Origin of the sequence: Campylobacter sp. LR264d (genome assembly GCF_008633895.1) — a bacterium.
Lineage (GTDB): Bacteria > Campylobacterota > Campylobacteria > Campylobacterales > Campylobacteraceae > Campylobacter_D.
In genome coordinates this window covers 1-10986 of sequence record NZ_VJNT01000032.1, presented here as the reverse complement: position 1 = coordinate 10986, position 10986 = coordinate 1, and the positions used below count along the sequence as shown (strand labels likewise).

Sequence of the window (10986 nt, the reverse complement as noted above, 5' to 3'; positions counted from 1 at the left end):
AGCTGAAAATGTTCCTGGAATGCTTGCAAAAAGGCATAGTACTGCGATTGAAAATATAAAAAATGAATTCAAAGGCTGGTTGATTTAAATGTTTTTGTGTTAAATGCAGTTGATTATGGCGTGGCACAAGATAGGAAACGCGTAATTTATCTTGGTTTTCGCAAAGATTTAAAAATAAAATATAATATTCCAAAATCATATAAAACAAGATTAAGCTTGAAAGATGTTATTTTTGACTTAAAGGACACTCACAAACCGGTTAAGGAAAAAAATAAGGCAAATACTAATTTAAAAATTCAAAATCATGAATATTTTATAGGTCCGTATTCTACTATTTTTATGAGTAGAAATAGAGTTCGAGCTTGGGATGAGCCTGCTTATACGATTCAAGCTAGTGGTAGACAATGCCAACTTCACCCACAAGCCCCAAAAATGCCAAATATAGCTAAAAATAAAAATATTTTTATGCCAGGACAAGAACATTTATATCGTAGATTGAGCGTAAGAGAATGTGCTAGGATTCAAGGATTTGCTGATAATTTTATATTTTATGATGAATGTTTAGAAGATGGCTATAAAATGATAGGCAATGCAGTACCTATAAATTTGGCCTATGAGTTAGCAAAGTCTATAAAAAAAGTCCTAAATGAGCACTAAAAACAATGATTTTGGTAGGGCTTTAGAGTACGCTTATTTAATCCAACTACAAAAAGAAATTAGCAAATTTAGAAAAATTAAAATCAATAAAAACAATGCTTTTATAACAAATAAAAACACTTTTGACAAAATAGATAATTTAATGCAAAAAAGCTTAATGATCTCAGCAAATGCAGGAGTTTTAATGCTTTTAAAGCTTGAACCATTGATTTTAGAAGGTGATGATATCTTAGAACTTTTTTCTCAAAATGATGCAAATGGAGAAAACGCATATATAAGGGATATAATCATTGCTAGAGAAAAAATAGTTTGGGGAAATTGGATTAAGCATTAAACATAATCATTTTGCTGTAAAACATAGTAGACTTTCTTCAAAAATAGATTTTGGAGAAAAATGGTATGACATTAAGTGTAGTAAGGAGTATTGGGACGAGATAAAACCCATATTTGATAAGCTTCAAAATTATAAAAATGATAAAAAAATATGGAAAGAGCTAAAAAATAAAGAAAATGAAATATATTTACCTATTTTAAAAGCATTTAAAGATGAGATAATAAGACAAGAAAAAAATAATATTAGTACCTTATTGGTGAAATATTTAATAGGAAAATTTGATTTTTATAAAATGATTAGCGTTGATAAGGAAAAAGTTACAAAAATTCAAAGCTATAATCATTTAGGAACTTTAAATAAAAATGCTAAAACAATTACAATCCCTGGTTGTTGCTTTGCCAGATAAAATAATATCTTGTGAGCTAAAATCTCATTCTAAAACTACTATTTTATTGTATCTTAATAATAGTTGGCAATTTAGCTTTAGAATACACAATGTCTCCACAAAGGTAGAAACAAGTTTAAAATTTGATATTAAACTTATTAACATGCCAAATAGTATCATAACGATAAATGCAAAATGGGTGGATAAGTAGGATAAATTTAAGGTTTAAAATTTATTTATTTAAAACTTTTTACTCTATCCACTATCACCTTTAAAAGAACAGGAAAGAATAGCGATAATTTTGACGAGTTATTCGCAACTAAAAGGCTTTATGAGCAAAGTAAGTTACACCACAAAAAATTCACTCACTTGCTTTTTATCATCAAAGGGACAAGAAGTGTAAATTTTATCCTTAAATTTTATTTGATATTGTTTATTTTTGTCTGCCTTTGAGTAGGCAAGGGCGATTTTAAGGGCAATTTCTAGGTCGCTTTCATTTATATTTTTATCCACAAGCGAGTAAGCCCCTATTAAATCAATAAGTTTTAATTCTTCATATTTATTCGTTTTTAAATTTTGCAAAAGCGTATTTTCAAGTTCGTTTCTGCCAACTATTAACTTAGCCCCGTTTTTTAATCTTAAATGTCTTCCATATTTTAAAAGTTGTGCGTCATTTACTTCCATTTCATCATCAAATTTTTTAAAATCTTGAATCTTTTTAGCAAAGCTATCTATGGTTAAAAGACAGCCTCCACCGGGGCTTTCAAAGTCTTCAAAACCAAATTCCTTAGCCATTTCAAGCTGTCTTTTTCTACTTCTACCACTTATTTGTTCTAGCTTATTTCTATCAACCCAACCCAAAAGTTCAGGTTTTGTAGGGGCTAAATTTTTAGCACACATAGGTCTTAAAATCAAATCATTTTCATCGCCTGAAAGCCGTTTAACACTCATTAGGGCATCACTTCTTTGACTCATAGGTCTTTGTCCAAGCACTTCTCCTGTGATTATAAAATTTGCTTCCTTACTTTCTAGCATAGCCAAAGCAGTTTTAAACATAAAAGCATGGCAATCAATGCAAGGATTAAAATGCTTTCCATAGCCAAATTTAGGGTTAAAAAGTACTCTTTGTAAATACTCATTTCTAACGTCTATTACTTCAAAACTAGCCCCTGCCATACTAGCTCTCTTTGCCATTAGTTCGCTTTTGTCTTCACGTCCACCAAAGCCTATATTTATATTTAAGGCATGTACTTTTATATTTTGATTTGTGATAAGCTTGATAGCCAACATACTATCTAGACCTCCACTAAATAAAGCTAAAGCTTTCATTTGCTTTCCTTTAAGATTTTTTATAAAATTGTCGATATTAAATTTTAGCAAAACTTTCTAACAAAGAGGATAAGATGAATACTATAAATTCTACAAATTCCACGACTTCACTTTACGCACAAAGCACAAATATAGAAAAAAAGGAAATTCTAGCCTTAAAAAATGAAACAAGTGAAGTTACTAGCATGTCGCAGGGTTCAGTTTATGGGGTTAAGGTAGTCTTTGAAGATAGTAGTAGCGGGGCTTTGGTTTCTTTAAATTTAAGCGATGAAAATTATGCTAGTTTGCAAAAGAATTTTGGTTCATATACTAACTATGTAGTAAGGGATGATAAATCAGTAAGATTAAACGGAGATGCTGAAAATTTCGTATCTTCTTGGTTTTCTGTTGCTGTTTCAAATTTGGATAATGAAACTATAAATAATGCTTTGAGAGTTAAGGATACAAAATCTATTGGCCTTGAAGCCTTAAATAAGGGAAGTAATAGCATAGATATGGACTCAGACCTTGAACAAAGGCTAAATTTTTTAGTTGCAAATGATAGCGATGCAGACGGTGTTATAAGCAATGAAACCCAAAGTACCCAAAGTGCTGAGGCTACAAAAAGTGCGGCTACTTCTGCTTTGTTTTCAAATTTAATGTCTTATACGGGAAGTTCTGGCAATTCTGAGTCAAGCGAAGAAGAAGATTTGGTTGAAAAGGCTAGACAACAAGGGCTTGACTCCTTAACTGCAACCGAAAAATCTGAGCTTAAATCTCAAAATCCAAGCGAATATGCAAGGCTTGAAGAATTAGCAAATTTAAGTCAAAATTTAAATCAAGATTTGCAAATTAATATAGAAAATCAAAGTTTAGTAATCTTAGATAAATTTGTTTAAGAGTTTTAAATTTTTGTATTTTTAAGAATTAAAAAAGGGAGTTAAACTCCCTTTGTAATTATACTTTGCAAGTATCTTGTAAGGCAGAATTTAACATCCAAAGTGCTTTTTCATACTTTGCTATGTTATCTTGTGCAAAGGCTGCAGTTGTTGTATCGCCTTCTTTTTCACTAACTTCATTAAGTTTTTTAAATTCACCTAAAAGATATTCGTAATCTTTTTTTAAGTATCCCATAACATCAACCGCTGTAAAGCAATCTGTTTCAACCTTCGGGCTTTTGGCTGTTTCAAGCAAGGCTTTTCCACAAACTATAGCCTTTTGACCAAGTTGTAAAACCCTTTCTGCACAATCGTCAAAAAGCTCAGCCATTTCCTCATAAGCCTTTTCTGTATACTCGTGAATTGAGTAAAATTGAAGCCCCTTTACATTCCAATGATAATTATGGAATTTAATCCATAAGTGATGAGCATCAGCTTGTAACTGATTTAATTGTTGCGTAACTGACATTTTGTCTCCTTTATTAAAAATTTTTCGAGATTATAGCATAAAATTCTTAAATAATAATTTTTATTAATTAAAAATTTATATTTTTTATAAAATCATTTCTTATTATATTGTATTTTATACAAATTAATCTTAAATATCAAAGAAATTTTACAAAATAAAGAATTAAGTTAAATTTTATCTTATTTTTCATATAGCTAAAAATTTGATTTTTAAAAAATATTATAATATTTTAAATTATAAAAAGGAGTTGAAAGCAAATTTAGATATTTTTTATTTATAGATATTAATTATTAATTAATATTTTTAAGATTTAATTTTAAAAAAGCAATAAAGGATAATTATGGAAATTACCCCACATGATTTATATAAAAAAAGACGTGAATTTTTAAAATTAGGTGCAGGTACCTTGCTTAGTACTACGCTTTTAAGTACTAAATTACAGGCTTTAAATTTTCTTAAAGATGATAAAACAAGTTTAAAATTAAGTGATGAAAGCTTGGTTAATAATCATATAAATTTTTATGAATTTTCTACAAATAAAAAAAGGGCGGTTGCCTTGTCAAATAGCTTTAATACAAATGGCTGGATGGTTGATATAGGTGGGGAATGTGAAAAGCCTATACGTTTGAGTATGGATGATTTTATAAAATTTCCCTTAGAAGAAAGAATTTATCGCTTTCGTTGTGTTGAAACTTGGTCTATGGTAGTTCCTTGGGTGGGCTTTGAGTTAAGACATTTAATCGACAAGGTTAAGCCAACTTCAAAGGCGAAATTTATTAAATTTACTACTCTTTTTGATAAAAGCAAATTTGAAGATCAGGCAGCCTTTTTTCCAGTGCTTGAGTATCCTTATGTAGAAGGACTTAGAATGGATGAAGCGCTAAATCCTTTAAGTATATTAGCAGTAGGGCTTTACAAACAGCCTTTAAAGGCTTCAAATGGGGCCCCGATTCGCTTAGTAGTACCTTGGAAATATGGATTTAAAAGCATTAAATCCATAGTTAAAATAGAATTTACGCAAACCCAACCAAAAAGTACTTGGGAACTTTATAATCCTAATGAGTATGGCTTTTATGCAAATGTAAATCCTCAAGTTTCGCATCCTAGATGGTCTCAAGCTTATGAAAGGGAACTTGGTTCATTTTTCACAAAGCCTACATTATTGTTTAATGGCTATGAAAAAGAGGTCTCACATTTGTATGCAAATTTAGATTTAAGGAAGAATTTTTGAAAATTATTTTATATCTTATTTTTATTTTAAGCATTATTTATTGCGTGTTTGAGTTAAAACAAAGCTTTGATTTTGTAAAGGATATTTACTTTTTAAGTGGAGTTTTTTCTTTAATATTCTTGTTTTTAAGCCTATTTTTTGCCATTTTTCGCCTTGTCAAAAAGGTAAATTTAGCTAAATTTTTTGGATTTTTTAGCGTATTTTATGCAATTTGTCATTTTTTAAATTATTTTGTCTTTGAAAAGAATTTAAGCATTTTAAGGGTTTATGATGATTTAACACTAAGGCAATTAAGTGGTCTTATAGCCCTTGTTATAATGCTTTTAATGCTTATAAGTTCTTTTAAATTTGGGTCTAAACTTGCCATTTTAAGAAAGCTAGGATTTGTGGCTTTAATAATGGCAAGTCTACATTATTTTTTAGCAGCTAAAAGCCCAAATATACCTCAATTTTCTGTATTATTCTTAGCCTTTTTAATAAGCCTTGTTTATCTCATAAAAAGGTTAAAATTTAAAAATTAATTTATGCTTAAAACTGCTTGTTTATAGTCGTTTAATGCCAAATTTGCAACACTGGCTGAATAAATTACAAAGGGTTCTAAGCTCTTTAAAGAAGAATACTCAAAGCTATAATAAATAGGCTTTAAAAGCTCATTTATAGTAGCCCCATGGTGACCATCATAGCTTGATTTTGTCCCACCTGCTGTTGTGATGATTTGAAAATATTTATCCTTTAATAATTTTGGATTTTGACTATATAAAATATTAGTTAAAATCCTATCTTGCCATTCTTTAAGTATACTAGGGGTACTAAACCAAAAAAGAGGAAATTGAAAGATAATTTTATTTGCATTCTTAAGCAAATCAAGTTCTTTTTCAATATCTATTTGCCCGTTAGGATAAGTGGTGTTAAGATTTTGAACTTTAATATTTGTTTCGTTTTTAATAGACTCAATTAATGCTTTATTTACCTTAGAATGTTCCCAAAAAGTGTGACCAAATAAGATTAAAACATTCATTTTTTCTCCTATGTTTTGAAAAAGTTAAAAATTTGTGAGTTTAGAATTAAAGAGCGTTTTTAACGCTCTTTTTTATGAAGGATAAACAGAAACTTTTTTTCTATTTTTGTCTTTTCTTTCAAATTTTACCACGCCATCAATAAGTGCAAAAATAGTATGGTCCTTGCCTATGCCTACATTATTTCCAGCATGGGTTGCTGTACCTCTTTGGCGAATTATGATATTCCCGGCCCTAACAAATTCGCCACCAAATTTTTTAACACCTAAACGACGACCTATAGAATCGCGATTATTTTGAGTAGAACCTTGCCCTTTTTTATGTGCCATTTTTTACTCCTTAATGTCTTTTACGATGACGCGTGTAAATTGTCTTCTAAAGCCTCTTTTTAGCTTTGAATCCTTTCTACGTCTTTTTTTATAAATAACTACTTTTTTATCCTTGCCCTCGTTGATTACTTCTAAGATAACCTTAGCACCTAAGATTAAAGGATTTCCAAGCTTTAATTCCTTGTCATTGATAGCTAAAACCTCGTTTATCTCAACCACAGCTTTTTTTTCTGCGTCAAAATGGTCAAGTTTTAAAATATCGCCAACGCTTACCTTATACTGCTTTCCACTATGTTTGATAATAGCATACATTTTCTACGCCTTTCTTTAAAATTTAAAGTTACCACAAAGCACCAATTTTGGATTTAAAAGCTTTAATGGCTTAAAAAATTTGGATTCTATTATAAAATACTTGAAAATTTAATTAAATTTAAAAAATTTCAAGGTCAAAAGACTTTGAAATTAAAAACCAAGCTTAACGCCACCATCTTCTCCACGTTCATAAGTAGCACCTTTTCCTTCTTCTGCTACATTATTTTCTTCACCAAAAAGATAGGCTTGAAGTGTGTTTAAAACTTCATTAGCAGCCCTTTGCCAATCACTTACTGCCTTTTTTAAATCATTATCCCTTACATTTGTAGTTAAGGTATCAGAAAAAAGCACCTCTCTGGTTGGAAAATAAGTAAATTTATAGCTAATTGCTATAGTATATTTTTCTTGTTTGCTATTATAAGAAATATTTGAACTCTTAGCCTTTTGAATGCCAGTAATAGCAAAATCTAAAATATAATCAGCCCCCAAAGCATTTCCAAGTTTATAACTTTCTTCAACAGAAGCGTCTTCACTTTTTAGGAATTTTGTTTCTTGCTTAAAATTACTATCTCTATCTAAAAGTTGAAAATGAGTGCTTTTTGTTAGGGCTTCGCTTAATGTTTGTTTTAAGGCTGCATCTTTTGTAGCATCACCAGAATCAAAAAGTACGACTTTTAGCTTTGAATTTGAATTAAACAAAAATTTATAAGTGCTAAGTTCAAGTTCATATAAACCATCTTCGTTTTGATTGATATTATTTACTTGATAAGCGTCAATTTTGTTATTTGAGGCATTTTTTAAATGCTTAGCTGAGTTTTGTTCTATTTGACCTACTAACTCATCTTTAAGTTTAATTTGCTTAATCTCACTTTTTGACTTATCATTACTTATACCTAAGCCAGTAAGTGCTGAATTTAAAGCATTATGCAAGGCCTCATTTTTATCTTTTGCTACGCCCTTTGCGTTATTTATCTCCATAAAGGTAGCCTTTGCAGGAGAATTTATAGGATTTTGCACGGGCTGTTCGTTGCTTGCTATTTCATTACTTGCATTTAAATCATTGCCAACTAATACTTGAGTAGGGCTTGTGCCATTAGAATCTAAGTTTGAAGGTATATAATCAAAAACTATAACATCACTTCTTTTTAAAGGAATGATTGTTTGTGCCCCAAATACCAAAGCCGTAAGGCTTAATAATGTGATTAAAGCTTTCATTACCAAGTTACCGATTTTTTATCGCCTGTCTTGCTAATGGTTCTTTCATCTTCCCAAAACGCAAGGCCAGAATTTACATCAGTCATTCTAAGCAAGAAAAAATACTCAGCTTGTATATCGCCATTTTTAAGCTTAACCGTATCTTGTCTAATCTTGCCAGATAGTGAATAATCAGGGGCTACAATGGTACCTTTCTTAGAAATAGTTTTTTGATTAAATTCTTCATTATCCCTAAGTTCTCTTAGCGACTCACTCATCTCATCTAGTGCACCACCTGCTGCTACTGCTGTTGTGAGTATAAATTTACCCGATTTTCTCAAAGCAATAGTAATCTTAGAGGTAAGTTTTTCTGTATCAATCCTTTGGGCAGTATCATTTGAAATTTTACCCATAGCTACAACCTTGCGTTGGCTTTGTTGGATATTTGCAAATGCAGGGTCTGCTAACATGCTTTCAATCATAAGCTCAGCTGTCCTTTCAAAATCTTCCCTATCAAGACCAAGAGTTAAAGCTTCACCCTTTTCTTTTTGACTAGCATAACCATCGGTATAAACAGCACTTGAACTGCACGCTGACAATAAGATTAAAGTCGTAAGACTTAACATACTAAGAAAAAATTTTTTCATTTCCACTCCTTTCTTGAAATTGTATATTAACTAGTTTTCCATTTTGTAAATACGAGACGGAATTTGTGGTGCAAATGAACGCAACACGATTAAAACATTTTTTGACAGGTCTAACTGGCTACTAAAAAGCCTTAAACCACTTGGTGCTTTAATATCTATAAAACCTTGATTTTCTAACATAGCAATATGAATTTGCTTTGGCAAAAAATTCCAGTACCTTACATCACTTTGAGTACTAGCAACATTATAAATTGACATGCTAATATTTAAAAGTGCCATGCTCATATTTACCCAGGCATTATCGCTATTGTACTGAGTAGTAGCTATAGTTAAGCCCGTTTTTAAGATGCTTGAAAGCAAGGCCTTTGTTATAATAGTGCTTAAATTTGTTTTAAATTCACTAGCTACAATGGAATCAAAATCAAATATAAGCTCACTTTTAAAATCATCATTTATTAAAATATACTCATAAGAATGCCCTCTTTTTGTAAGAGTAGGCAAGGCTATGCTAATGGTTGCTACGCCTTTATTAAATATAAAAGGCAGACTAAATTTCCACTCATCAATTTGAGGACTAAGCCCATCCTCATAAACAACAAAGATATATTTTTGAAGCTCATTTGTCCTTAAAGAATTCGAAAAATTATTAAAAATTTTAAATTCTTTTTGCAACTCATCGTTTTTTGGATAAGTAGCATACACTTCTTTTAATAAATCTTGTGCCCTTTTATAATCTTTGTCTAAAAAGAAAAATACAGAGGCTAGATAAGTAGCATAAGGATTTGTAAAGTCCTTTTGTGCTTGAAAATCATCAAATAAATGCTCATATTTTTCATAAATATCTTTTGTGTTATTTTCTACATTTTGCGTATAATATTTATCATTTTGTTTTGCTTTTTGTATATCTTCTTGATTTTCTTCAATTTGTGCGTCAAAATAATCCTTTGCCCTATCTTGCCTTATTAAAACCCTATTAAATTCAACCCTAGCATTTTCAAAATCATTTTCTTGCATAAAATTTAAGCCCTTATAGGCATTTAGCATAATTCTTTCATACAAATAACCCTGATAATCAAAAATCGTGTCATTTATAAGTAAAGAAGTAGTGTATTTTGCTCCCTTGCTAAAGCCCCCTTCTAAGTCAACATCGAATTTATAGGAATTTTCAACCTTGTCAAAAATATCATTACTTAGCTTAAATTCCTTACAATCCCTTGCTATATATCCAGTATTAAGTCCTTTATAGATACTATCATTATCTTCGTTTATATCTTCGTTTTCTTTTTCAAAAAAATTAGGGTCGCAAGTTTGGCTTATTAAAATTTGTTGATAATATGCGTTATATTGTTCGTGTGAACTACAAGCTACAAATAATAAAGCAATAATAGCATTTAAACAAATTTTATACACTCACTTTCCTTTTTTAACACTACTTTTTAAAGTATACCAAAAAAAGAATAACCTGCTTAAATGTGATAAAATAAAATTTTGTATATCTTAAAAAAGGCAAACCATGTTTTTAAAATCTCTTGTAGGCATTGATGAAGCAGGTAGGGGGGCACTTGCTGGACCCTTATATATGGCAGCTTGTTGTTTAAAAAAAGATAATTTAAATTTAAGGGATTCTAAAAAATTAAGCCCTAAGCAAAGAGAAAAATTTTTTTATGAAATTATAAATAATTCTGATTTTTTAATACTTAGTTTTTCAAACGAAAATATAGATAAATTCGGACTTAGTGCCTGTCTTAAAAAAGGACTTGAAATAATTTGTATGCATTTTGAAAAAAGCGATTTTTTGTATGATGGCAATACAAATTTTAATGTATCACAGGTAAAGACTTTGATAAAGGCCGATTCTTTAATACCTTGCGTTAGTGCAGCAAGTATCTTAGCAAAGGTTAGCAGGGATAAATTTATGATAGATATAGCAAAAGAATTTCCAAATTATCATTTTGAAAAGCATAAGGCCTATCCAACAGCCCTTCATAAAGAATTAATTACTAAATTTGGACCATGTACTTTGCATAGAAAAAGCTTTAAATTGACTTGAGAATTAAGATTTTAGAAATTTAAGCTTTAGAGTAGGGCGAACTTTTTTAAATTTTATTGTCTTGCTTAAGCTTAAATAAAAAAGTTTGAAAATTGCTATTTTCAAACTTTTATTAA

The 10986-nt window shown here is 30.0% G+C and carries 15 protein-coding genes and 1 pseudogene; 8 read left to right on the top strand and 8 right to left on the bottom strand.

Annotation, left to right across the window (positions count from 1 at the left end; genetic code table 11):
- The 4 genes and pseudogenes from FMM56_RS07095 to FMM56_RS09235 all read left to right on the top strand — a co-directional run.
- A pseudogene (locus tag FMM56_RS07095) lies at positions 1 to 657 on the top strand (DNA cytosine methyltransferase); the annotation flags it as partial.
- Complete coding sequence (locus FMM56_RS09240) at positions 647 to 991, top strand: HaeIII family restriction endonuclease (protein ID WP_263312620.1); 345 nt, start codon at positions 647 to 649, stop codon at positions 989 to 991. The pseudogene FMM56_RS07095 and the gene FMM56_RS09240, both read left to right, overlap by 11 nt.
- Entirely contained in the window at positions 975 to 1397 is a 423-nt protein-coding gene (locus FMM56_RS09420; RefSeq protein WP_411675407.1) for a HaeIII family restriction endonuclease, read from the top strand. Before FMM56_RS09240 ends, FMM56_RS09420 begins: the two co-directional genes overlap by 17 nt.
- Positions 1354 to 1587 carry a HaeIII family restriction endonuclease gene (locus FMM56_RS09235; protein ID WP_263312619.1) on the top strand — a complete coding sequence of 78 codons (234 nt, stop codon included), beginning with the start codon at positions 1354 to 1356 and terminating at the stop codon, positions 1585 to 1587. Before FMM56_RS09420 ends, FMM56_RS09235 begins: the two co-directional genes overlap by 44 nt.
- Before the next feature lie 134 nt (positions 1588 to 1721).
- Here FMM56_RS09235 and FMM56_RS07085 read toward each other — a convergent pair whose 3' ends face one another.
- Positions 1722 to 2705: an argininosuccinate synthase domain-containing protein gene (locus tag FMM56_RS07085; RefSeq protein WP_150208186.1), complete on the bottom strand. Its 984-nt coding sequence runs from the start codon at positions 2703 to 2705 to the stop codon at positions 1722 to 1724.
- Between the two features lie 74 nt (positions 2706 to 2779).
- Between FMM56_RS07085 and FMM56_RS07080 the strand changes: the two genes are divergently transcribed.
- Positions 2780 to 3583, top strand: a complete 804-nt coding sequence (locus FMM56_RS07080) for a hypothetical protein (protein ID WP_150139898.1) — start codon at positions 2780 to 2782, stop codon at positions 3581 to 3583.
- Positions 3584 to 3641: 58 nt separating this feature from the next.
- Here FMM56_RS07080 and FMM56_RS07075 read toward each other — a convergent pair whose 3' ends face one another.
- Entirely contained in the window at positions 3642 to 4091 is a 450-nt protein-coding gene (locus tag FMM56_RS07075; protein ID WP_150139899.1) for a Dps family protein, read from the bottom strand.
- 340 nt (positions 4092 to 4431) lie between these two features.
- Between FMM56_RS07075 and msrP the strand changes: the two genes are divergently transcribed.
- Positions 4432 to 5322 carry a protein-methionine-sulfoxide reductase catalytic subunit MsrP gene (gene msrP / locus FMM56_RS07070; RefSeq protein ID WP_150140963.1) on the top strand — a complete coding sequence of 297 codons (891 nt, stop codon included), beginning with the start codon at positions 4432 to 4434 and terminating at the stop codon, positions 5320 to 5322.
- The gene (locus FMM56_RS07065; protein WP_150140961.1) at positions 5319 to 5843 is read left to right on the top strand and encodes a sulfite oxidase heme-binding subunit YedZ; all 525 of its coding nucleotides are present in this window, start codon (positions 5319 to 5321) and stop codon (positions 5841 to 5843) included. The genes msrP and FMM56_RS07065 overlap by 4 nt, the downstream gene beginning before the upstream one ends.
- Here FMM56_RS07065 and FMM56_RS07060 read toward each other — a convergent pair.
- From FMM56_RS07060 to FMM56_RS07035, 6 genes are all read right to left on the bottom strand, one after another.
- Positions 5840 to 6340, bottom strand: coding sequence for an NAD(P)H-dependent oxidoreductase (locus tag FMM56_RS07060; RefSeq protein ID WP_150140959.1), 501 nt, complete (start codon positions 6338 to 6340; stop codon positions 5840 to 5842). The two genes, FMM56_RS07065 and FMM56_RS07060, sit on opposite strands and share 4 nt — an antisense overlap.
- Before the next feature lie 72 nt (positions 6341 to 6412).
- Positions 6413 to 6667 (bottom strand): 50S ribosomal protein L27, encoded by a 255-nt coding sequence (rpmA, locus tag FMM56_RS07055; protein WP_150140957.1) that lies wholly within the window; start codon positions 6665 to 6667, stop codon positions 6413 to 6415.
- Between the two features lie 3 nt (positions 6668 to 6670).
- Positions 6671 to 6979, bottom strand: a complete 309-nt coding sequence (rplU, locus tag FMM56_RS07050) for a 50S ribosomal protein L21 (protein WP_150140955.1) — start codon at positions 6977 to 6979, stop codon at positions 6671 to 6673.
- A gap of 150 nt (positions 6980 to 7129) precedes the next feature.
- Positions 7130 to 8194 (bottom strand): CsgG/HfaB family protein, encoded by a 1065-nt coding sequence (locus tag FMM56_RS07045; RefSeq protein WP_150206333.1) that lies wholly within the window; start codon positions 8192 to 8194, stop codon positions 7130 to 7132.
- Positions 8194 to 8799 (bottom strand): penicillin-binding protein activator LpoB, encoded by a 606-nt coding sequence (gene lpoB / locus FMM56_RS07040; protein ID WP_223810233.1) that lies wholly within the window; start codon positions 8797 to 8799, stop codon positions 8194 to 8196. Before lpoB ends, FMM56_RS07045 begins: the two co-directional genes overlap by 1 nt.
- A gap of 51 nt (positions 8800 to 8850) precedes the next feature.
- The gene (locus FMM56_RS07035) at positions 8851 to 10230 is read right to left on the bottom strand and encodes a COG3014 family protein (RefSeq protein ID WP_150140949.1); all 1380 of its coding nucleotides are present in this window, start codon (positions 10228 to 10230) and stop codon (positions 8851 to 8853) included.
- A 103-nt stretch (positions 10231 to 10333) separates the two neighbouring features.
- Here FMM56_RS07035 and FMM56_RS07030 point away from each other — a divergent pair, with 103 nt between their 5' ends.
- Complete coding sequence (locus FMM56_RS07030) at positions 10334 to 10870, top strand: ribonuclease HII (protein ID WP_150140947.1); 537 nt, start codon at positions 10334 to 10336, stop codon at positions 10868 to 10870.
- Positions 10871 to 10986: the final 116 nt, after the last annotated feature.

Coding starts and splice junctions, on each gene's coding strand:
- FMM56_RS07060 (WP_150140959.1), bottom strand. CDS start 6,340: ATGAATGTTTTAATCTTATTTGGTCACACTTTTTGGGAACATTCTAAG.
- rplU (WP_150140955.1), bottom strand. CDS start 6,979: ATGTATGCTATTATCAAACATAGTGGAAAGCAGTATAAGGTAAGCGTT.
- FMM56_RS07075 (WP_150139899.1), bottom strand. CDS start 4,091: ATGTCAGTTACGCAACAATTAAATCAGTTACAAGCTGATGCTCATCAC.
- FMM56_RS07085 (WP_150208186.1), bottom strand. CDS start 2,705: ATGAAAGCTTTAGCTTTATTTAGTGGAGGTCTAGATAGTATGTTGGCT.
- rpmA (WP_150140957.1), bottom strand. CDS start 6,667: ATGGCACATAAAAAAGGGCAAGGTTCTACTCAAAATAATCGCGATTCT.
- FMM56_RS07045 (WP_150206333.1), bottom strand. CDS start 8,194: ATGAAAGCTTTAATCACATTATTAAGCCTTACGGCTTTGGTATTTGGG.
- FMM56_RS09240 (WP_263312620.1), top strand. CDS start 647: ATGAGCACTAAAAACAATGATTTTGGTAGGGCTTTAGAGTACGCTTAT.
- FMM56_RS09235 (WP_263312619.1), top strand. CDS start 1,354: ATGCTAAAACAATTACAATCCCTGGTTGTTGCTTTGCCAGATAAAATA.
- msrP (WP_150140963.1), top strand. CDS start 4,432: ATGGAAATTACCCCACATGATTTATATAAAAAAAGACGTGAATTTTTA.
- FMM56_RS07080 (WP_150139898.1), top strand. CDS start 2,780: ATGAATACTATAAATTCTACAAATTCCACGACTTCACTTTACGCACAA.
- FMM56_RS07030 (WP_150140947.1), top strand. CDS start 10,334: ATGTTTTTAAAATCTCTTGTAGGCATTGATGAAGCAGGTAGGGGGGCA.
- lpoB (WP_223810233.1), bottom strand. CDS start 8,799: ATGTTAAGTCTTACGACTTTAATCTTATTGTCAGCGTGCAGTTCAAGT.